The organism is Bacillus basilensis, assembly GCF_050630465.1.
In the GTDB taxonomy this organism is placed as follows: domain Bacteria; phylum Bacillota; class Bacilli; order Bacillales; family Bacillaceae_G; genus Bacillus_A; species Bacillus_A basilensis.
Genome location: NZ_JBNTQO010000004.1, coordinates 193,909 through 214,973 on the forward strand (window position 1 = coordinate 193,909; position 21,065 = coordinate 214,973).

The 21,065-nt window shown below is 33.4% G+C and carries 25 protein-coding genes and 1 riboswitch; of the genes, 14 read left to right on the forward strand and 11 right to left on the reverse strand.

Features of this window, described 5'->3' with window-relative positions:
* Positions 1-45 precede the first annotated feature (45 nt).
* The gene (locus ACQVV1_RS10295) at positions 46-1,452 is read right to left on the reverse strand and encodes an alpha/beta hydrolase family protein (protein WP_431168831.1); all 1,407 of its coding nucleotides are present in this window, start codon (positions 1,450-1,452) and stop codon (positions 46-48) included.
* A gap of 431 nt (positions 1,453-1,883) precedes the next feature.
* On the opposite strand from ACQVV1_RS10295, the gene ACQVV1_RS10300 reads away from it, so the two are divergent.
* Both ACQVV1_RS10300 and ACQVV1_RS10305 read left to right on the forward strand, forming a co-directional pair.
* Positions 1,884-2,468, forward strand: coding sequence for a CGNR zinc finger domain-containing protein (locus ACQVV1_RS10300; RefSeq protein WP_242255741.1), 585 nt, complete (start codon positions 1,884-1,886; stop codon positions 2,466-2,468).
* A 118-nt stretch (positions 2,469-2,586) separates the two neighbouring features.
* Positions 2,587-3,141: an HPP family protein gene (locus tag ACQVV1_RS10305; protein ID WP_063222031.1), complete on the forward strand. Its 555-nt coding sequence runs from the start codon at positions 2,587-2,589 to the stop codon at positions 3,139-3,141.
* Between the two features lie 169 nt (positions 3,142-3,310).
* On the opposite strand, the gene ACQVV1_RS10310 is transcribed toward ACQVV1_RS10305, so the two are convergent.
* Both ACQVV1_RS10310 and ACQVV1_RS10315 read right to left on the reverse strand, forming a co-directional pair.
* Positions 3,311-3,421, reverse strand: a complete 111-nt coding sequence (locus ACQVV1_RS10310; RefSeq protein WP_000505679.1) for a YjcZ family sporulation protein — start codon at positions 3,419-3,421, stop codon at positions 3,311-3,313.
* 152 nt (positions 3,422-3,573) lie between these two features.
* Positions 3,574-3,840, reverse strand: coding sequence for a YmzC family protein (locus tag ACQVV1_RS10315; RefSeq protein ID WP_431168832.1), 267 nt, complete (start codon positions 3,838-3,840; stop codon positions 3,574-3,576).
* 419 nt (positions 3,841-4,259) lie between these two features.
* Between ACQVV1_RS10315 and ACQVV1_RS10320 the strand changes: the two genes are divergently transcribed.
* The 3 genes from ACQVV1_RS10320 to ACQVV1_RS10330 are packed head-to-tail and all read left to right on the forward strand — an operon-like array spanning position 4,260 to position 5,682.
* Positions 4,260-4,718, forward strand: a complete 459-nt coding sequence (locus ACQVV1_RS10320) for a MarR family winged helix-turn-helix transcriptional regulator (protein ID WP_242255738.1) — start codon at positions 4,260-4,262, stop codon at positions 4,716-4,718.
* On the forward strand, positions 4,711-5,271 hold the full coding sequence (gene pssA / locus ACQVV1_RS10325; RefSeq protein ID WP_142332746.1) for a CDP-diacylglycerol--serine O-phosphatidyltransferase: 561 nt from the start codon (positions 4,711-4,713) through the stop codon (positions 5,269-5,271). The genes ACQVV1_RS10320 and pssA overlap by 8 nt, the downstream gene beginning before the upstream one ends.
* Before the next feature lie 39 nt (positions 5,272-5,310).
* Positions 5,311-5,682 carry an ATP synthase subunit I gene (locus tag ACQVV1_RS10330; protein ID WP_063222028.1) on the forward strand — a complete coding sequence of 124 codons (372 nt, stop codon included), beginning with the start codon at positions 5,311-5,313 and terminating at the stop codon, positions 5,680-5,682.
* A gap of 90 nt (positions 5,683-5,772) precedes the next feature.
* Here ACQVV1_RS10330 and ACQVV1_RS10335 read toward each other — a convergent pair whose 3' ends face one another.
* Both ACQVV1_RS10335 and ACQVV1_RS10340 read right to left on the reverse strand, forming a co-directional pair.
* Positions 5,773-6,555 (reverse strand): hypothetical protein, encoded by a 783-nt coding sequence (locus ACQVV1_RS10335; protein WP_242255737.1) that lies wholly within the window; start codon positions 6,553-6,555, stop codon positions 5,773-5,775.
* Positions 6,556-7,077: 522 nt separating this feature from the next.
* Entirely contained in the window at positions 7,078-7,503 is a 426-nt protein-coding gene (locus ACQVV1_RS10340) for a hypothetical protein (protein ID WP_242255733.1), read from the reverse strand.
* Positions 7,504-7,903: 400 nt separating this feature from the next.
* On the opposite strand from ACQVV1_RS10340, the gene ACQVV1_RS10345 reads away from it, so the two are divergent.
* Complete coding sequence (locus tag ACQVV1_RS10345; RefSeq protein ID WP_431168833.1) at positions 7,904-8,542, forward strand: VanZ family protein; 639 nt, start codon at positions 7,904-7,906, stop codon at positions 8,540-8,542.
* Positions 8,543-8,638: 96 nt separating this feature from the next.
* Here the strand turns inward: ACQVV1_RS10345 and dhaQ are convergent, their stop codons facing one another.
* Positions 8,639-9,637: a DhaKLM operon coactivator DhaQ gene (gene dhaQ / locus ACQVV1_RS10350; protein WP_431168834.1), complete on the reverse strand. Its 999-nt coding sequence runs from the start codon at positions 9,635-9,637 to the stop codon at positions 8,639-8,641.
* Positions 9,638-9,656: 19 nt separating this feature from the next.
* Positions 9,657-10,223 carry a dihydroxyacetone kinase transcriptional activator DhaS gene (dhaS, locus tag ACQVV1_RS10355; RefSeq protein WP_000204222.1) on the reverse strand — a complete coding sequence of 189 codons (567 nt, stop codon included), beginning with the start codon at positions 10,221-10,223 and terminating at the stop codon, positions 9,657-9,659.
* Positions 10,224-10,401: 178 nt separating this feature from the next.
* Here dhaS and dhaK point away from each other — a divergent pair, with 178 nt between their 5' ends.
* A complete protein-coding gene (gene dhaK / locus ACQVV1_RS10360) occupies positions 10,402-12,153 on the forward strand; it encodes a dihydroxyacetone kinase subunit DhaK (protein ID WP_431168835.1) in 1,752 nt (583 codons plus the stop codon).
* Positions 12,154-12,227: 74 nt separating this feature from the next.
* On the opposite strand, the gene ACQVV1_RS10365 is transcribed toward dhaK, so the two are convergent.
* A complete protein-coding gene (locus ACQVV1_RS10365) occupies positions 12,228-12,869 on the reverse strand; it encodes an FMN-dependent NADH-azoreductase (protein ID WP_309259794.1) in 642 nt (213 codons plus the stop codon).
* 210 nt (positions 12,870-13,079) lie between these two features.
* On the opposite strand from ACQVV1_RS10365, the gene ACQVV1_RS10370 reads away from it, so the two are divergent.
* Together ACQVV1_RS10370 and ACQVV1_RS10375 are read left to right on the forward strand one after the other, a co-directional pair.
* Positions 13,080-13,586 carry an Rrf2 family transcriptional regulator gene (locus ACQVV1_RS10370; protein WP_309259795.1) on the forward strand — a complete coding sequence of 169 codons (507 nt, stop codon included), beginning with the start codon at positions 13,080-13,082 and terminating at the stop codon, positions 13,584-13,586.
* A gap of 204 nt (positions 13,587-13,790) precedes the next feature.
* Positions 13,791-13,952 (forward strand): DAK2 domain-containing protein, encoded by a 162-nt coding sequence (locus ACQVV1_RS10375; protein ID WP_431168903.1) that lies wholly within the window; start codon positions 13,791-13,793, stop codon positions 13,950-13,952.
* Between the two features lie 120 nt (positions 13,953-14,072).
* On the opposite strand, the gene ACQVV1_RS10380 is transcribed toward ACQVV1_RS10375, so the two are convergent.
* Positions 14,073-14,624 (reverse strand): DUF4352 domain-containing protein, encoded by a 552-nt coding sequence (locus ACQVV1_RS10380; RefSeq protein ID WP_309259797.1) that lies wholly within the window; start codon positions 14,622-14,624, stop codon positions 14,073-14,075.
* Between the two features lie 291 nt (positions 14,625-14,915).
* Here ACQVV1_RS10380 and ACQVV1_RS10385 point away from each other — a divergent pair, with 291 nt between their 5' ends.
* Complete coding sequence (locus ACQVV1_RS10385) at positions 14,916-15,305, forward strand: hypothetical protein (protein ID WP_029437700.1); 390 nt, start codon at positions 14,916-14,918, stop codon at positions 15,303-15,305.
* Between the two features lie 679 nt (positions 15,306-15,984).
* Positions 15,985-17,109 (forward strand): HD-GYP domain-containing protein, encoded by a 1,125-nt coding sequence (locus ACQVV1_RS10390; protein ID WP_309259798.1) that lies wholly within the window; start codon positions 15,985-15,987, stop codon positions 17,107-17,109.
* Positions 17,110-17,262: 153 nt separating this feature from the next.
* Here ACQVV1_RS10390 and ACQVV1_RS10395 read toward each other — a convergent pair whose 3' ends face one another.
* Entirely contained in the window at positions 17,263-17,373 is a 111-nt protein-coding gene (locus ACQVV1_RS10395) for a YjcZ family sporulation protein (RefSeq protein ID WP_309259799.1), read from the reverse strand.
* A gap of 403 nt (positions 17,374-17,776) precedes the next feature.
* Here ACQVV1_RS10395 and ACQVV1_RS10400 point away from each other — a divergent pair, with 403 nt between their 5' ends.
* Positions 17,777-18,058 (forward strand): LCI fold-containing protein, encoded by a 282-nt coding sequence (locus ACQVV1_RS10400; RefSeq protein WP_000473837.1) that lies wholly within the window; start codon positions 17,777-17,779, stop codon positions 18,056-18,058.
* Between the two features lie 315 nt (positions 18,059-18,373).
* Here the strand turns inward: ACQVV1_RS10400 and ACQVV1_RS10405 are convergent, their stop codons facing one another.
* Positions 18,374-18,580: a hypothetical protein gene (locus ACQVV1_RS10405; RefSeq protein WP_097949949.1), complete on the reverse strand. Its 207-nt coding sequence runs from the start codon at positions 18,578-18,580 to the stop codon at positions 18,374-18,376.
* 263 nt (positions 18,581-18,843) lie between these two features.
* A riboswitch (SAM riboswitch) is annotated at positions 18,844-18,950 on the forward strand.
* Positions 18,951-19,032: 82 nt separating this feature from the next.
* Between ACQVV1_RS10405 and ACQVV1_RS10410 the strand changes: the two genes are divergently transcribed.
* Both ACQVV1_RS10410 and ACQVV1_RS10415 read left to right on the forward strand, forming a co-directional pair.
* Positions 19,033-20,091: an LLM class flavin-dependent oxidoreductase gene (locus tag ACQVV1_RS10410; protein WP_431168836.1), complete on the forward strand. Its 1,059-nt coding sequence runs from the start codon at positions 19,033-19,035 to the stop codon at positions 20,089-20,091.
* Positions 20,084-21,043, forward strand: coding sequence for an ATP-grasp domain-containing protein (locus ACQVV1_RS10415; protein ID WP_431168837.1), 960 nt, complete (start codon positions 20,084-20,086; stop codon positions 21,041-21,043). Before ACQVV1_RS10410 ends, ACQVV1_RS10415 begins: the two co-directional genes overlap by 8 nt.
* The last annotated feature ends 22 nt before the right edge of the window (positions 21,044-21,065 follow it).

Genomic DNA, 21,065 nt, shown 5'->3' on the forward strand with positions numbered 1-21,065 from the left:
CTCAAGTATAGTGAGGGGCTACATGACTAGGTAAATGAATGATTATTAGTGTTTAATGAGCTGAAGTTCAGGATATTGCTTCTGAATTTCTTCTAAATGATTTTCGTTTATTCCTTTTAAATTTTGATCAAAGAAGCTAGTTACTAGTTTATTAATGAGTGTATAATTTGCGGCTACATCTTCGTCTGGTTCGTTAATAATAGGTGAAAATGCTGCTAAATCTGTAAAACTAGTATGGTTTGTTTTTGGAATTACCACTGTGTACACGCCCGGTTTTTCAATAGTTTTATTTCTTAAATAGACTATTTCCAATAATTCATTTTGGATTCCGGTTATCTTTTGATTCTCAGCCTCTTTCATAAAATGAATCGTAGCTTCAGCATTCATCAACATGAATGGTTTTTGAGTACCGTCTTTAGGTAGTGGATCGCCATACAATCCGCCATCCATATCAATTGCAGCTTTAATACGCGCATCCTTTACTAACATTTGTGCGGAAGTTGCTCCGCCAAAAGAGTGACCGAACATTCCGATTTTGTCATAGTTAATTAAGTCTGCGATCGTTTTAAAACTTTTATCGAAATTACCTTCTATTACTTCGTTTAAAACAAAAGTAGTATCCTGTTCCCAGTTTTGAACTATGGTATTTAAGGCAGTAGGTGTATATTCAATTGGTATTGAGTCCACACGGTTTCCGTTAGGGAAAATCGTGGTTGCTGCATATCCTGTGAAGTTAAGAGCAATGATTACATAACCTTGACTAGCTAGCTCTTCTAACTGGAATGTATTTTGTTGACCATATAATCCCATCCCATGACCGAATAAAAGGAGGGGGAATTTCTCTTTATCTTGAAGTGGCTTAGCATCTTGATAAGAATGTGTTTTTGTCAGCCCTAAATGTGTTGTTACGATATAGGGAGCACCGTTTGTTACTGCCAATTGTTCAGCCAGCTCGTTTATGTTCTCAAAATAGGCAGAAGGGTTCCCTGATCCTTTTTCGGCAGGATAGTATACTTGTATCATTAACTCACGATTTCCATGACTATTTGGTACAGTGGTTTCTTTTCGATTTGTATCAATTAAATGAAAAGTTTTCGTTCCTACTGTATATTTTCCAGTAGGCTCAGGGAGTGTTATGATTGGAAAAAGTAAAGGTAATGTAAACATTGCGATAGCCGTTACGATAATTCCTAGACCTTTTAAAACTTTCATCACTAACTTTTTAGAAACGGCTGTAGTTTTGGGTTTCAAAAAAACTTGTAATGTTAAAACGAACAATAAGAAATAGGCGGGGATCATACGCCAGTTTGCGCCAATTACAATGATGGTGGCAAATAAGAATGCATAATTGATCAGTAAAATGACTACATTTTTTTTCGTCAAACCTCGTTCGATAAAGATGGGAGTGATGCTAGATAAAAGTAATATAGCAACAAAAATGATTTCTAACATTTTTAGTTTTTAGCTCCTTTCCAAATTATATAAAAATAGATTGATAATTTATAACCTTCTCAATTATATAACTATCATTGATGATTGTATGCATGTAAGTAAGTTTAGAATGTTTTTACATGACATCTTAAAAAAAGTACTCATACGAGTACTTTTTCTTAAATGAATTATTATTTGTTTTTAAACCGTTCCCCATAAATGATAAACCATACCGATAACAAAAAATGCGAGTCCTACAAATAAAACGATTAAAGCAAGCATTCCATTTTTATTATGTTCCATACAGTCAGCTCCTTTTTAGTTATATACAAAAAAGCCTTTAGTCGTAATTATGGCTAAAGGCTTTGATCTTCATACTTTGTATTTTATAAAAAAGTTGTACTTCTGTATTAATTTGGAATATGATTATTTAAAGAGTAGGTGATGAGTACATGCAGGAAACAAAACAATTCCCGCTTATATCTGGAAATCTCTCATTAGATTTAGTGAATACAGAGTTAGTTAGGCGTGGACAACGTTATGATTTATTAATAACGGATGAAGATGTATTAGAATGGCTACATGTAATAAAGGTTAATCTGCCTTTTTGGAATGAAAAAACACTTATAGGAATTCAAGAGCGCATGGATCAAGTTACATCTAGCATATTAGAGGCAAGAGAAGTAATGAGAAAACAGTTTGAGGCAATTGCTGATCAGCACGAAATTTCTAATGATTTTATTACGTATTTGGAAAAACAAATTGAGAAGGCACCATTTACATATAAGGTCATTGAACAGTGTCTAGTACCTGTCCCAGTTGGAGAAATTGAGGATGTACTTGTATCGATAATTGCATTGGATGCTTTAACCTTAATAACAGAAAATGAGCTTATTTCTCTTAAAAGGTGTTCAAATCCCGATTGTGTTTTATTATTTATAGATAAAAGCGGAAAACGAAAATGGTGTTCTATGAAAATATGTGGGAACCGGAAAAAGGTAGCAAAATTTCAGGATCGAAAATGTGAAGAAGTTTAGGGAATCAACTTATATGAGTTGATTCTTTTTTTCTGCACCCTTAAACTAACCTCTAAAATTAATATTGACCGGTTAGTTTGTTTGGAATATAATTGTTGGTAAATAAAGGAGGAGAATGATGAACAATATAACAGCAGCTAAGAAGAAAGATGCTCCACCAATAAGTGTACGATATTTTGCAAAAATGAAAGGGAAAGGAAGAAGTCCGTTACAAGTAAATATAAAGGACTCTTTGACAGGACTATTAGGGGGATTTTTAACAATTCTCACCTTAACATATTTAACGAGTATAACTTCTACAGAATTGTTAATGGCTCCATTTGGGGCGAGTTGTGTATTAGCGTTTGGAGTTTGGAATGCACCGCTATCTCAGCCGCGTAATATTATTGGAGGACATTTGATTTCAACTTTTATTGGTCTATCAATATATCATTTGTTCGGGAATGAATATTGGACAATTGCTTTAGCAGTTGGGATGTCGATTGCTATTATGATGTTAACGAGAACAACGCATCCTCCGGCAGGGGCTGATCCAATTGTCGTTATTTTAGGAGCATACAGTTGGAGTTATTTAGTAACACCAGTTTTAGTTGGTTCTCTTGTTATTGTAGTTATTGCTTTATTCATTAATAACATGAGTAGTAAAAGAAGCTATCCAACTTTTTGGATATAATTTGTAAAGCGAAAAACAATTTGAGTAAGTATTTCGTTTTTACTATGTTTTAATTTTTATATAGAAAAAAGCCTTTAGTCGTAATTATGACTAAAGACTCCATTTCTCAAACTTTTTTAGTTTATAAAGAAAAGACACCCATATAAGAGTGTCTTTTCCGATAGTTTGTTTAGCAGAAGCAAGCAGCTCCAACGATGATTAATAAAATAAACAATACAACTAATAATGCAAATCCTCCAGCAAAACCGCAGCCTCCGCCGCAACTACCACCAAATCCCATAATAGTTCCTCCTTTAATAAGAGGGGAAAACAAAGGGTCACTCGTGTTTTTTAACGGATTCCATTTACTTTATGTTTGACGCATGAATGTGAGCAGGTCCTTTTGAAAATAAAAAAAGACACCTTGAGGTGCCGTCTGTCCCATGTATGTAATTAATATTCGCTAGCATAAAACTCTTTTATTAGCTTTATTTCATTTGTATCCGGGTCAAATTTAAATATTTTAATTTGGTTAGATTCGTCTTTGGATGCAAATGTATTATCACCAACTTGGGTCATATTGCTGGTGTTTAAGATAGGATCACTACCATGATCAGTGATTTCTACAGTTTTCTCACGATCCCAAAATGCAATGACAATAATCAAGATGATAAGGCATATACGTATGTTACGTAGTTCTCTTGATACAGTATTCTCCATTTGATAGTCTCCTTTGTTGTTGAATAGATTTTGTTTATAAAAGAGATAATTCTTATGAAAATAAATAAAAAAGACACTTGAAAGTGTCTTTTTTATTTGAGTTATGCGCATTGCTTAATAAGACGCTAGTTCCTCAATCGGAATATGAGTAACTATGTAGGGTGATTTTATTATAACATTTTAACCAGTAATGGGTCTATATGGGATTTTTGTAATTATTACGTTTATTTATTCAGAATGATAGATGTATCATTCTGAATTTGATCTATTAAAAGCAGTGGAAAAGGCAAAGGGCATACTTTATTCAGTGTTATAGGAATGTATAGAGATAGATTTCCCTTTACACAAACATAACGGTATAATATAGTTAAGTTAACTTAACTATAGAAACCGAAATAACAGCATGGAGGAAGAGTGCTATGACGAGAACGTATAAAGAAGTAATTAATGAAATGAACCGGGCTTATAATGAATTTTACATTTTACTATTTCAGGAGTTAAAAGATGAGTACGGTCTTACAGGACAGCAAGAAAGCATGCTATTTCATATTAATTTAAATGAAAACACGACAGCGAATCACATTGCGACTACTTTTAATATATCGAAAAGTGCTGTCAGCCAAGTTTTATCGAAATTGGAAAAGCAGCAGATGATTTCAAAACAAGTAAATCCTAATAATAAAAGGGAGTATTTCCTTACACTTGGTCCAAACGGTAGTAAGTATATGGAGCAGTTGTCTGAGTTAGATGATGTGTTAATTGAGAAATACTTTTCTAAAATCGATATAAATGCTTTAGAGCAAATGACGGATACGTTAACGAAAATAAATAAGATTATATTGGAAGAAAAACAGAAGGATCTTAATTGTAATGAGTAAAAAGGAGGGGAAGCATGTGATGAGTTACATACCAAATATGATTACGATAGCAAACTTTGTATGTGGACTTCTCGCTATTTACGCTATTCTCGTTCACGATATGTATTTGGGAGCAGTTTTTATTATTACAGGTATGTTATTTGATTTCTTTGATGGCATGGTTGCCCGGAAGCTAGATTCTGTTTCTGAAATTGGCGGAGAGTTAGACTCATTTGCAGATTTAGTTACCTTTGGCGTGGCACCGTCTATTCTTGCCTATAGTGTCGCTTTAAAAGATTTGCAGTCTATCGGGATGATATGTGCACTCGCTTACAGTATTTGCGGAATGCTTCGACTTGCAAGATTTAACACGCAGCAAAGCAAACTCCCAACCTTTATCGGAATGCCCATTCCATTCGCGGCCATGTGTCTCCTCATTTTATGCTTTTTAAATAATCCAGTTTCCGTGGCGTTTGGTACATGCGTACTTGCTTATTTAATGGTGAGCAAAATCAAATTTCCTCATTTTAAAAAAGATATATCGGAAAGCTTAAAGTCCGAAAAATGGAATTGATGATACGGAATTACAATGAAAAAGATAAAGGAGCATAACATGATTCGTATGGCATTAAGATCATTTAACATACAAATATATTGTTTGCTAGGCGTGATGTTAGTAGGGTGGTTGCTGACCCCTTTTCGAGCCCAGTTTGTAGGGATAAGCATTGGCCTTTTAGTTAGTATGTACTGCGCCTGGATTTTAGGAAGGCGTATTGAAAAGTTCGGAGACAGCATCGTAAAAAAAGAAAAAGCACCGATGCTCGGAATGATGAATCGGTTCGCAGCCGCAATACTCGGTGCAATTATTATGTATGAAATTGAACACCATGAGTTCATGTGGACATTTGCATCTGGAATTATGGGTGGGTATTTCTTGGTTATTATTAATTTGGGGTATTATAGTATGAGAGATGGGAAGGAATAGATTAGTACACTTTAATTAGAAATTAAAACCCCCTCAAGTATGGAATTACATACTTGAGGGGGTTTGTTAACGATTACAATCAAACCATTTTTAAGTTATCTTTCTTCCGAAAAATGTAAAAACAAAAACATCTTTTGTCCATTTTCCTTTCCCATACATATATAATACGAACCCACTAATACTAGTCAGTATAATAAGTACAGCGAAATATATCGAATTTTTGTTATTACCATTCTTTAAGCTATCTATAATTTGCTCCTTAGTATGTCCAATATAAACAAATTTCCCGTATCTATTAGGTAATTCTTTTATTACTTTTCCATCTACTGACCCAAGTACAACTACATTTTCTTTATTTTCTACTGCTCTAAATGAATAAAAACGTTTTTTTCCATCTGCTAACTTTGTAGCATTCGCCTGAATATCATTTATTCTTGTTGAAATTACATTCTGATCATTTAATTCCATAAAGGGAGTTTCCAGAGACACATTTTCTTTATTTATTAATTTTAATTCTTTATTTCCTATATGTATGGGTTCATTATAAAAAGCTGTTACTTGACCGTTACTCCATAAAGAACGATTTGGTGCAGAAGTCTGTGTGTAGTATGTTGTTTTTTTCTTTTGAATTCGATTCACTACCGCATACCCATCAGCAAGTAGCGTTTCATCTCCTGTTACACGTTCAGAATATATCTCTCCCCTTACAAAATATATACCATTTGCAACCTTTTTTTCACTTGAAATCATCTGTATATCACCGAGTTCATTCCAGACTAAAAAACTATTTAAACTCTTATACCCATAAAAAACACATACAATTAATAAAATTGTAAACAATGCCCCTATTTTAATTGTTGCCTTTTTATTCACTGATTGTTATTCCCCATATACTATTAATATTTTCATCTTAATTATAATTAGAACTATTATTGATGTACATTTATTCATCTTTTTTGCCCTAAGCTAACTTTGTTTACTTCACTTTTTTTCGGCACTATACATCTAGACGGTAAATCCATTGACCACGGCAAGACTTTATCAATTTCTTCTTTATTGTTTAAATCGTTATTGGATAGCGCTTCAAACAAATAACGAAGATAATGATAGGAACTTAGATTGTTCTTTTTTGTGATTTCAACCGGAAGGTTCTGTACAGACTCATCCCCATGGCCGCGTTTCTTCTTACGACGATAGGTGATTGTGTCAACAGGTTGGTTCGGGAGATCAGAATCACTTTCTTTCTCAGCCTCATTAAATAGTTCTAAAGCGAGTTTATTATTAGGTGTCTTTTCATAAAAAAATCTCCACATGTAGTATGTAAGGAGATTATCTCATGGGGTATTTACAAATAGTGGGTGTGGAATATTTGACGCTTACTTTTACTTAGGTAGATTATTTTTTATGTTTTTTAAACATAAATTTGTAAATTAACCATGTAATAATTATTGCCACAGGAGTAATTAATGCACCGTTAAACATTTTTTGATATATGTATAACATATTTAAAAGTAATAAAGAAATAATTGTAATAATCATATTATATTTTGAAAAGGTTTCTACGAATTTAGAATGTGCAAATAACTTTTTGTATATAAAGTAAAAGATTACAAAAAGGATTGTTGTTACTAAACTAAAAACACTAATTTGAAGATAAAATATAACTATTAAATTTGTTACTGCTATTATCATTAACCAAAAAATTATAAACAAATTAGATAAAACTTCTACACTTACTAATAGAGCTCCTAGCGTTGCAATAAAAGCAGCAATTTTATTTGAGGAATCACCTTTGTTATGAGAAGAATTTTGTCTATTCATGAATAAAAATCAGCTCCAATTTTCTTTATCCCCTTTAAAATAGATAATCATTTGTATATCAAAAAAAATCCATATATAAATGATTGTCTATTTTATATTATCAGAATTTTATTTTGTGTGGAATTGTATTATGTGATTGTTAGGCTCTTTTACCTAGGTACAAGGTGAAAATTTAAGAAAAATTTTATATTTACCCCACTCTTTATTTTAAAAGTTTTTCCTATCCTATAAACAAGTTACATCAAGGAGGAGACTGAAAATGAAGAAGTGGGGATTTTTTATTTTTAATATATTCCCGATATTCGAAGAGAAAGTAGAAGATTAAATATATGAACAAAGTACCGGTTCTTAAACTATGTTCTAAAATAATAGATGAAAATGTAAAGTTAGGGGATTCTACATGCATACAGGAGTTTTGATTAGTTATTTGTATACGTATTTTTTTACTATTATTTTTTGTATTGTGTTTCAAATTGGATTTTATTTTAAAGCGAAAAACAATATATCTATTCGGCATTTTCTATGGGTGTATGTTTTTCTATTCTACCTTTCGTTAGTGTATAGGGTGACGCAGATCGCGACTGTATGGGATATAAGTAGATATGAAACGTGGATTCGTGTAAATCAAATCAATTTGACTCTATTTGATACGGCGGGTAGTACTACGTATCTTTTGAACATTGTACTGTTTATGCCGTTAGGTTTTTTATTGCCGACTATTTGGCCGCGGTTTAGAAAAATGAAAAACACCGTATGTGCAGGATTCTTTTTTTCATTGGCAATTGAGTTAAATCAATTGTTAAATAATAGAATTACAGATATTGATGATTTATTTACGAACACCCTCGGGGCGATTATTGGGTATTTATTATATAGCGTTTTATTTAAAATGATATTTAAAAGAGAGGAAAAAAAGTTTGATACGAACTCTTCTCTAGTCATAAAATACGAGGCTATTTTTTGTTTAGTGTGTTCATTTGTAGGTGCGATGTTAATTTATCATCCAGCTTTATTTGGAAGACCTGTAATCATTCAGTGAGGTGATTAAGAATTTTTTTAACGCTCGTACGATATTTCAATTTGCAAAAAGCCTTTAACTCATTATAGTTAAAGGCTTTTATTATCATAATTTTAGTTACCAACTACCCACTCGAGCATCCGTCTTCAACCACTTCACCCAATCCAAATCCTCTACTTTAAGCAAACTCAGTGAAACACCTTTCATATCTAAAGAAGTTAGAAGGGTACCAACTTTTACGAATGTAACTTGTAATCCTTCAAGCTCACATAAACGGCGAATGTCGTTTGCGAAAATGTATTGTTCCATTAATGGTGTCGCGCCGAGTCCATTAATGAGAATGGCGAAGTTGTCACCTTTTCTCCAGCGGTAAATGCTTTTTAATTTGTTCATTAGTTCAATCGCTAATATTTCAGAAGAGGATAGTGCTTCTTTACGGTAACCTTTTTCTCCGTGAATGCCGACGCCGTAAAAGACTTCATCTTCGTTTAATGTGAATGAAGCTTTTCCTTTCACTGGATCGTTTGCAGGTGAAAGGGCGACTCCTAATGTGTGTAAGTTTTCGGTAACAGAACGGCCGAGTGCTGTTAGTTCTTCTAAAGAATGTCCTTCAAGAGCGGCCGCACCAAGTATTTTTTGAACGAATACAGTACCGGCTACGCCGCGTCTTCTTTTATTAAAAGAAGCATCATCTTCAATTGAAACGTCGTCATTTACGATGATGTGGTCAATTTGTCTTCCTTCTTCTTTGGCAATTTGCTTTGCCGCTAGAAAGTTTTCAACGTCATCTTTAAAGTTTTTAATGATGAATAAAATACTTTTCTCTATTGGCATGAGTCGAGTAGCCGCTACAATTTGTTCTACTGTAGGCGGAGTGAAAATATTGCCGTTTACTGCCGCCGTAAGCATACCTTTTCCTACATAGCCAATATCAGCTGGTTCATGTCCGCTACCACCGCCGCTTATAATAGCGACGTTTTGCTTCAGTTTTTCAATGTTTTTTACATAAATGATGTTATTTGTTTCGTCGTAATTTACTTTGTCGTTATGTTCAAAATAAAAGCCATGCATCATATCTTGAACGATATTTTGTACATCATTCATAATCTTTTTCATTGCTTTTGCCACCCTTTAATTACTTTGCTGATTGCTCCAGTAATAGTAGTAATTGATTGTTTATCATATTTTTCATGAGAGAAGACATAATGGAAGGATCTACTTTGCACTTACTTTCAATCCAATCTTTAATCGTTCCAACGAAGCCGTGACTATAAAAGGAGGCAATCGTATTTTTTGTCTCATCAGAAAGGCTGAATCCGCAGCTCACGGATAGTTCATCAATAATTTTCATGTATAAGTTTTTCGTATGCTCAAATAAATAGTGATTAAACGAGTTTTGTTCAATGACTTTAAAAGCATTTCGGTAAAATTTTTGATTTTCATAAAAGTAATCAAATAATAAATCGAAAATGTTTTCCCATGTTTCATAGTCGAGAAAGTCGATAATGTTTTCTTTCGTTTCTTCTCTATAAATCCAGCTTAATAGTTCAAATTTATCTTTAAAATGATAGTAAAAAGTTTGCCTACGCATTTGACAGTGTAACATAATATCGCTTACTGATATTTTATGAAACGACTCTGTTTCCATTAAATACTTCAATGAGTTCGCGATTATCTTTTTAGAAATTATAGAAGAGGTCATCTGAATCATCCCTAGAATGTTATTAATATAAAAATCCTATCTATAAATGAGAGCGGTGTCTTTAGACAGATTGTCCATTTTGTCCGTTTACTATAAAACGCTTTCATTTTAACATGAGTAGTAAGAAGAAGATTTCAAATATATCACAATATATTAAAGGAATTGAGGGAGAACTACAATGAAAAAGATTATAAACAAACCAGAAACATTAGTAATGGAAATGTGTAACGGAATGGTTATGGCTCATCCGGAGCTTGAGCTTTTGAAAAAATATAAAGTAATTAAGAAGAAAGAAATGAACGAAAACAAAGTAACGTTAATTAGTGGCGGCGGTAGTGGTCATGAGCCGGCACATGCAGGATTAGTCGGAAAAGGAATGTTAGATGCGGCAGTGTGCGGAGATGTATTTGCTTCTCCTTCACAAATTCAGGTATACCAAGCGATTAAAGAGACAGCTAGTAAAAAAGGTACGTTATTAATTATTAAAAATTACAGCGGCGATATTATGAATTTCAAAAACGGTGCGCATTTAGCGACTGAAGATGGAATTGAAGTCGACTACGTAAAAGTGGACGATGATATTGCGGTAGAAGATAGTTTATATACAGTAGGACGCCGCGGCGTTGCGGGCGTTATTCTCGTTCATAAAATTGCCGGCGCAGCAGCGGAAGCAGGTATGGATTTAGGAGCGGTGAAAGCAGTAGCAGAAAAAGCAGCTGCTAACGTGCGCACAATCGGTTTAGCGTTAACGTCTTGTACTGTTCCAGCGAGCGGATTACCTACTTTCACACTTGCGGAAGATGAAATGGAATACGGCGTAGGTATTCACGGTGAACCAGGAATTAAGCGTGAAAAAATGTTGTCAGCAGATGAATTAGCGAACCGTATGACAAATGATCTTGTAAAAGATTTAGGAGTAAAAGATGGCGAAGAAATTGCACTTCTAGTTAACGGTTTTGGCGGAACACCACTGCAAGAACTTTACCTGTTTAACAACGCAGTTACGAGAGAACTAGCTGCCAGAAACATTAAAATTAATAGAGTATTTGTCGGTAACTATATGACGAGTATTGATATGGCAGGTATGTCTTTAACAGTGATGAAATTAGATGATGAGTTAAAAACATTACTATCTAAAGAGTGTAATACACCTGCGTTTAAAGTAGATGGACCGGTTGAAAGTGTAGAGTACGTGAATGTACTTGAAGAGACAGAAGAGAAGGAAGTTTCGTTCGAAATAGAAACAGCGGAAGAGCACGCTGTTATTAAAAATAATGTCATTACATTAAACAACATGATTTATCTCGTTGATAAAATGAGCGATATTATTATTAAAAATGAGGTACCGTTCTGTGAGTTAGACACACATGCAGGTGACGGCGACTTCGGAATGAGTGTGGCAAAAGGATTTAAGCAATTAAAACGTGAGTGGCATTCTATTGTAGAACAGGAGAATGTAACGATCGGATCATTCCTTGATGGCTGCTCAATGATTATTATGGAACATTGCGGCGGCGCATCTGGTCCAATTTGGGGCGGTGCATTCCGCGCAGCTAGTAAAGCAGCAGGCGAGAAGCGTGAGTTAACAGTGAAAGAATTCGCTGAAATGTTACAAGCAGCACTGCAAGGTATACAATCTATCGGTGAAAGATCATTCGGAAGAGGAGCAGTAGTTGGTGACAAAACACTAGTTGACGCACTTGCTCCATGTGTAGACTCTTGGTTAGCTAGCGCTTCAAACGAAGAAGACATGAAAGCTGCCTTTGAAAAAGGTGCAGAAGCAGCGGTTAAAGGAGCAGAGTACACGAAAGAAATCGTAGCTCGCATGGGCCGTGCCGGTACAGTTGGTGAAAGAAGTTTAGGCTATCCTGATGCAGGTGCGCATGCGCTTGGGGTTATCTTTACGGAGATTGCGGGTAGTTTGAAATAGAAGTTAGAAGATCCCCTCTGCCTTATGGTGGAGGGGATCTTTAATTATAACCATCATTCTTCCAGTGAAAAAATTTATTTGTTAGCCAATCTAGAAGCCGCCTCTTCAACTTCTTTATATGCGTTTTGTAATACTTCAGTTGGACCTAGTACTGCTGTTCCTTGTGCACGAACGATTTGATAATCTTCAATACCAAGAAAATTAAACATTGCTTTTAAATATTTATGAGAGTATTCCACTTCTGTATACCAATCATCATTTGTATAGATTCCTCCACTTGCTTGTATAACAAGCATTCTTCTTCCATCTTTAAGTAGTCCCACTGATCCAGTTTCAGTATATTTAAATGTTTCACGTGCAATCATGATATTGTCCATGTAATCTTTTAACTTTGATGGAATATTAAAGTTGTGCAAAGGTAATACGATAACATACGTATTTGCACTTTTAAATTGTTGTAAAATTTCGGACATACGCTCTGTTACTTTTTGTTCTTCATCAGTTAACTTTTGTCCATTTCCTTGCTTTTCCCATGCGCTTAAAACAGTTTTATCTATCATTGGTACTACATCATCGTATAAATTAATCTGTTCAATCGTTTCATTATTAGGAATTAATTCTTTATAAGATACTAAAAAGTGGTTAAGAACCTTAATGCTGACTGATGATGTATCATCCACTTTCGGATGTGCGTTTATGATAAGTGTTTTGTTCATTTGTATTTCCCCTTTTTAAAAGTTTTTACATTTTAATCGTCGACTAAGTTAATCGTCGATTAACTTGGTCTTTAATATAAACTCTGAAATTATTTTTGTCAAATGAAATACATACTATTCTAAAAGAGCCTTTTTTTATTTGACTAAAATTCTAAATGGTCCTAAGATACAATTTGATAACCCTTAAAATAAAAAGCAGGTGATTTGTATATGCAATATAGTGTTGGGGTTGAATATGCCTTGCATTGCCTAGTTTATTTAATTAATACTCCTTCTAAGGAAAGTGTTGGAATAAAAGATTTGGCAGAGTTTCAAGGACTTTCTGAAACATTTCTTTCAAAAGTTTTCGGTAAATTATCTAAAGCTGACATTGTGAATTCTGTCCCAGGTGTAAAGGGAGGATATAGGTTAGCTAAGTCCCCAGAAGATATTTCTTTTTGGGATGTGATAGAAGCTGTCGAAGGTCCAAAGCCTATTTTTCAATGTAAAAATATTGTGCAGAATGGTCTACTATATCGAGATGAGGCTTGTAATTCTTGTGAACCTAGCAATTCTTCTTGTACAATTAACTTAGTAATGCTTGAAGCAGAAGAATACATGCGTGAGTTTCTCCGTAAAAAGACTCTTGCATGGTTAGATAAAGAACTTGATATTGTTTTACCTGAAAAGACAAGGGTAGATACTCGTGAATACTTCAAACAAAAAAACTCTAACTAAATCGCCATGACGAATTAGTTAGAGTTTTTTTGTTTGTTTTTTAACATTAATTCCATCATGTGAGTACTTCATCATAAATTCCTTCTTTAAATATCACATTTAATTAACTCATAAAGTTTCAAATTGATTAACATTAAAATTCTAAAAAATACAATTTTATTTTCGTGAAAAGTAAATGAATTTATGTTTTCAGATATTTTAAACATATTGAAAATCACCTTTGAAAAAGGAGCAGAGTATACGAAAGAAATCGTAGCTCGCATGGGCCGCGCCGATACAGTTGGTGAAAGAAGCTTAGGCTATCCAGATGCAGGTGCCCATGCGCTTGGAGTTATCTTTACGGAGATTGCGGGTAGTTTGAAATAGGAATGAGAAAGTCCCTCTGTCTTAAGTCGGAGGGACTTTTATATAGTTGATATGTAGAAGACTTCTTTCAGTACTTTTTGCTTATTTGAGAGATTTCTTCAATCAAATTGTATGTTAGACTTAGTTTTTTTGTGATTGCAGCTTATCGATTTTCCAGTGTGCTCCTAGAGGATCTAAAGAGCTTTCAATATGAAACATATATTCATCTGCGGTACTTGGTACTTCAAAAACTATTTTTAATTCTGCCGTTTCATTTGGTTTAACTTGTATATCAGAAGGGTTTTGGTCAAGCACCTTTCCTTCATAAGTTTTTCCGTCTTTTTCATCTTTTAAGTTATATTTTAATTCTGATAGTCCAATCATTTGACCACGTACATTTTTTACAGAGACATTAACAACGATAGAATCGTTGCTATCATTTAAATATGCACTTTGAACAGCGCTCAAGTAATAGCCGCCCTTAACACTCTCACCAACTAATAAAATACCTTGTTCCAAGCGGCTCATATCTTCTTTTTCTTCAAAATTTATTAATTCTTCATTTTCATTTTTTGCGGTTGGTTCTTCTATTGGACCATTTTCAACGGCAATATCTTTTTTATCTTGTGTGCAAGCAGCCGTAACACTGACTAATACTAGAATGAAAGTAAATAATATGGATAATTTTTTCATAAAATTTATCTGTCTCCTTAAGTTTCTCAATTTTGTACAACGATACATATAAGATTAACATAATGTCTCATTATTGGCTCCAAATAGGGGGCTTTTAGACGCCTTATTCTTTTTACTTTTAATATACATTTGATTGGTTCTCACGATATTTGTTAATCTTTTAAAACATTGGCTTAGTAATACCAAGGATTATTATAGATATATTAATCACATAATTTGTCCCTATCAAAATGAGCGCCTTTTGCATCTAATATATTGTAAATATATTTTATTTTGAAAGGATGTGATTATATGGCTCATAAATCTACTGGAGTGTTTCGAGTTCCAGTTTCTGAAAATGGGATTATTCCAACTGCTCTCAACATTATGTTAAACAATGATTCACGCTGCCATACTAGTAATGTAACGGTAACTGTTAAGAGAAGTCCAAACACTTCTTTCCCAACTCAAAATGAATTAGTTGAAATCTCTCGTACTTTTGTTTCTTTAGAACCAAACAGAACAACTAAGATTGTGTTGTTTACTCCAGAATTCCAAATAGAAGATTTTCTTGATGTTATTATTAGTGGAAATAAAGACGATGTTAAGGATGTTCTTGTATATTCTTTCTTAGCAGATTCAGCAGGTCACAATCTGCCATCTACTGTTTTCAGAAATGCAGAATACACTTTTGCTTGCTGACAATGTGATGATGTATTCTTTACTATCATATCAAGGTGCCATCCTGCAGCTTGAATCATCTTAATTTTATTGTGTTGTTATTATATAAGAAAAGAAGACATCGATTAAGATGTCTTCTCTTACTTGTACACTTGGTGTTAAGAAGGTATTATATTGCTTAAAAACCATGAAAAAATATAACAATCATCGAGTAAGCCTATTATAGCATCAATAAATAGGTTTCAATATGTAATGTTACATATATATAGATTTATTTATATTTAATCTATATAGTTAAATTGTCTGTTATTTGTTTTAATTCATTTACTTATTGTATTTTATTTTATTTTTGAGTGCTCCAGCAATGGAGCCTTTTTTTATATTGGTGAGATTGTATTAATATGAAAGAATAGAATTAACTGTATATTGTAAGGGTGATATACCTATGGAGTTTTTGTTTGAGCTTCTAAAAGAATTGGTGAAATCCATTGTACGTGAAGTTTCTGCATATGTTTTATTTACATAAAATTCGCCTTTTTCTATAATCCTATTCATCTTTTTATACGTTTCTATCATGGCGGTACCCCATTTATAGGTTATGAGAAAGGGTATTTTTTGCACTATTATCTATTCTTGGATATTATTAATAATATCTATATGAAATTATTTTTTTATTAAAAAAGGTTTGGCGGTGTGTAAAATGATTAAAGGGATTAAAAATATTGAAACGAAAGAACCGATAAACATGTTTCTATTTATTCCCTGTAGTACTCTTTTGTTTGATAATATTTATCAACATTTTATTCTTAGAAAGGATTTTACACTAGAGAAGCTTTTATTTGAACTCGTATTTTTATTTATTTTCATTTCATTTTTTTTATGTAATAAGTGTTTACAAAAAATGGATAAACAAATGTTTACAAAATATATTTTTCTTGGCGTTAGTATTAGTTATCTTTTGGCATACGATCTTATGTTTATACGTAATCCAGGTGCTTCTTTACATATCCCTTATTTAGAGTGCTTCTTAGTAATTTCTGCACCTTTATTTTTAAGTATTCATTATCTTCTATCGGTATCTATCTGTATGATATGTAGATTTTTAATTGCTATTTATTATTTTGAAATTAACTATCCAATATCATTAATATTATTATTTCTAACAATTTTTATTACGTCATTTTTTGTATTTCTTTCATTAAAATTTTTAGTACAAAAAATTAAAGCATCCTATGAAAAGCAAATGAAAGAAACAGCTGTATCGATAATGAGGATAATGGAATTAAAGGATCAATATACGAAAGGACATAGTGAACGTGTAGCCAATTATGCTACTATTCTTGCTAAAGAAACAAATGAATATGATGATAATTCTTTAAAACAATTTCATTTTATTTGTTTATTACATGATATAGGGAAAATAGGTATTCCGGATGAAGTTTTAAAGAAAGCATCTTCTCTTACAGAAGAAGAATATAATATTATTAAGACACACCCACAATTAGGACTAGAAGTTTTTAAAAATATATCTTTAATAAAAGGTAGTGAAGACATAATTCTTTCTCATCATGAAAGATGGGATGGAAAGGGCTATCCTCAAAAACTAAAAGGAAATCAAATACCACTATGCGCAAGAATTGTTGCAATAGCAGATGCATTCGATGCAATGACTTCTTCAAGAGCATATCGTTCGGCTCTATCTCCTGAAGAAGCTTATAGACGTATTATAGAAGGATCTGGTACACAATTTGATCCTTCTATAGTAGCGGTTTTCAAAAAGGTATTTCCTTTGTGGGAAAAAATGGTCCCAAATTCTTTTAGTTAAAAGTTCATGTCTGAAATCGATTCATATTTGAGGTATGAAGAATGCGAAAAATGAAAAACCCGAATCCAATCGTGATAAAAGTTTGAAACTAGATAATGAATAAGGCACATAAAGAAAAGGTACCTATATATAGGTACCTTTTCTAATAGTTTTTTAGCAGAAACAACTGCATCCGATAATGATTAATAGAATAAATAATACAACTAATAAAGCAAATCCTCCAGCGAAACCGCAGCCTTCGCCGCAACTAACACCATATCCCATAACAATAGTGCCTCCTTTAGATAAAAGGGTAAAACTAGGGTTCATTCCATGGATTTTAATGGGTTCACTTTACCTTATGTTTTAAAGAATGAATTGAGCAGGTCCTTTTGAAAATAAAGAAAAGACGCCATTAGGCGCCTTCCTTTTAGGTAGATAAGACTTTAGTTTTCCAATCTAAAGAAATTTTGTATCAGTTCTTTGTGAGTATATCATAATATCTGATTGATTTATTATGCATTGTTACATACTTCTCTAAATCCCTCTATTTTTCATTTGATAAAATAAAATCCTAATATTACCAAAAAATAAATAAATATTTCTACATATTCAAGATATTTACATAAATTACAAAAGTGATACATTTAAGTTGTAAGTTATAAAAACTATTAAAGGGGGATTTATTATGTTCAAGAAATTAGTAGTAGGGCTATTAGCAACTGGTATTGCATTAACAGGAGGAATTGGAGCGGCTTCAGCTGATACGCAAAAAGCTGTGAGTTCTCCGAAGCAAGCAACATGCTCAATTCCTTATGAGTATTCTAATGGTAAATTCAAAAGAACTCTGTATTACTCAAATGGAGTATATGCTAATAGTTTTAATGAAAATGTTTGTGGCGGGACGATTACATGGTATTTAAAGCATGTTCAAAATGGAGTTGCTTTTTACGAAGGTAATTTAAAATAGTAGATTTTTTGAACCTCATTTATTGAGGTTCTTTTATTTTGAGTTTTTAAACTGATTCTCCATAAAAAAAGACACCTAAAGGTACCTTTCTGCGACTTAAATCATCTTAATTTTAATAATATAGTTTTAAGCTTAAAAACTATAGGGAGTTCTCCTATGTGCTTTTTAAATAGCTTTTGCGAAATTATGAGTGTTTTTTTATTTTGTATTTCAATAAGTTCATCTGGATCATTTTTAGATAATATTCTTTTCCTATTAGCTCAAATATAAATAATGCTATTTTCATGTTAGTAACAACATCTTCTCGAATACATTTTATTCTTTGAATGTATCTGGTTTTTCAACTCTGAATGATTTTACCTCACCGCATTCTAAACAGAATGTGGTTAATAGCTTAGAACGTTTCCCTCCTGAAAAGAACCTACTAGATTCATCTTCACAAACATATGCGTGATAAGCAGATCCAACCCTTCCTTCTTTAAATGTAGTAGAACCGCAATTATCACATCTTTTATTTTTCATATTACTAACACCTCTTTTGGTTCGTATTTATTTTGCTGTATTTTTATAATAGAAGCAAAGCAACTTGGTTATACATGATGTTTTCGACATGATACAACATACCCCTTCATATATTCGTAAGTAAAACAAGATAATACCCTCATGAACCGCTATAAAAATATGATTTCTTATATATCATTTAATTTTTATCGGAAAAATAAGTATTAAACAATTGATTTTTATTATTCTGATGATTATAATAAAAAAATCACAAAAAAAAACAATTCTTATGTTGAGAAGTGGAGGGACGGGCCCTATGAAACTTCGGCAACCTCGTTTTAGACGAAAGGTGCCAAATCCTGCAGGTGAAGAAAAACCTGAAAGATAAGAGCGGTTCAATTAGTCAAGAAGGCTACTCTTATTTCGATAAGAGTAGCCTTTTTTATGGCTAAAAGGTAAAGGGGGAATAGGTAGTGGAGTATGGTTTTTGGTTGCCGATTTTTGGGGGATGGCTTCGAAATGTAGATGATGAATCTATGCCGCCTACGTTTGAGTATGCAAAACAAACAGCGCAAGCGGCAGAACAATTAGGTTTTTCAACAACTCTTATTGCAGAATTAAACTTAAATGATATAAAAGGTGTTTCAGCACCAAGTTTGGAAGCATGGACAACTGCGGCAGCACTTGCAGCAGTGACGGATAGATTAGAGATTATGACAGCTGTAAGACCTGGTTTCCACAATCCAGCAGTTACAGCGAAAATGGCAGCGAATATTGATCAATTAAGTAATGGCCGTTTTACATTGAATGTAGTTTCAGCATGGTGGGAAGAAGAAGCTAGACAGTATGGCGGGGGATTTACTGCACACGACGAGAGATATGATCGTACGGAGGAATTTGTAACAGTTTTGAAAGGGCTTTGGAAAGAAGAAGAGTTTTCTTATAAGGGGAATTTTTATGAGATTCATAATACACATTTAAGTCCAAAACCTGTGCAGAAACAAGGGATTAAGATCTATGCAGGTGGTGAGAGTAAGCGAGGAAAAGAGGTAATCGTAAAACACGCGGATGCATATGTCATGCATGGTGGAACAGTGGAAGAAGTATCTGTGAAAATAGAAGATATGAAGAATCGTAGAAAGAAAGTTACAGAGGAGCCATTGCAGTCATTCGGGCTTGCGGCTTACGTCATTTGTCGTGATACAGAAGAAGAGGCATTAGAGGAATGGAGACGCATAACGGATGTGAAAGAAGGTGCGTTAGGTTATGCGGGTTACCAAGATTTTATTAGTAAATCGCATTTAGAACAGCAAGTGAAATTGAATGATTATTCCGTATCTAATCGCGGGTTACGTCCTAATCTAATCGGAACACCAGAACAAATTGCAGAAAGGATACTCGCTTTTGAAAAAGTAGGTGTTACATTATTACTTTTACAATTTTCGCCACAGCTTGAAGAGATGAAACGATTTTCTGAAAAAGTGATGCCATTAGTTGAATTGAAAAGAAAGGAATTGATTACAAATGAGTAAAATTTACATATTACATGAGAATAAGGAATGGACGGAACATTTAGTGAAAAGGTTGGAAGAACTGGAGTTACCGTATGAGGAATGGCATTTAGATAAAGGAACAATATCGTTAGAACAAGAGCCTCCTCAAGGTGTTTTTTATAGCCGCATGAGTGCTTCTTCACATACGAGAGGACATCGTTATGCACCTGAATTGACTGAGGGGGTTCTTGCTTGGTTAGAGGGATACGGGCGAACAGTATTTAATGGATCTCGTGCATTACGCCTTGAAGTAAGTAAATTGAATCAATATGCAGCATTAAGAAATTTTGGGATACAAGTGCCGAAAACAATTGGTGCTGTTGGCCGCGCTAATATAGTAAAAGCAGCAAGGGAGTTAGGGGAAGTACCGTTCATTACAAAGCATAACCGGGCAGGGAAAGGCCTTGGTGTTCAACTATTTCATTCCATCGATGCTTTAGAACAGTATTTGGATAGTCCGGCGTTTGAAGAACCTATCGATGGAATTACTTTAATCCAGCAGTATATTGAAGCGCCAGAACCATATATTACGCGTTGTGAGTTTGTAGGTGGTCAGTTTGTATATGCAGTTAAAGTAGATACATCAGAAGGATTTGAGCTTTGTCCAGCAGATGCATGCTCGATTCACGATGCTTTTTGCCCAGTAGGAGAAGAGAGTAAGAAAGAATCGTCAACAAAATTTGAAATTATATCGGACTTCCATGAGCCAATTATTGAACAATACAAAGAATTTTTGAAGAAAAATGAAATCACTGTTGCCGGTATTGAATTTATTCGCAGTTCGGATGGAGCAATTTATACGTATGATATTAATACAAACACAAACTATAATTCTGATGCAGAGTCTGTAGCTAATCAATTTGGTATGCTTGAGCTTGCTAAATTCCTTGGAATAGAATTAGAAAAACAAGTAGAGGCAGTTAATATATAAGATTCTAGTGAAAATCATTGTT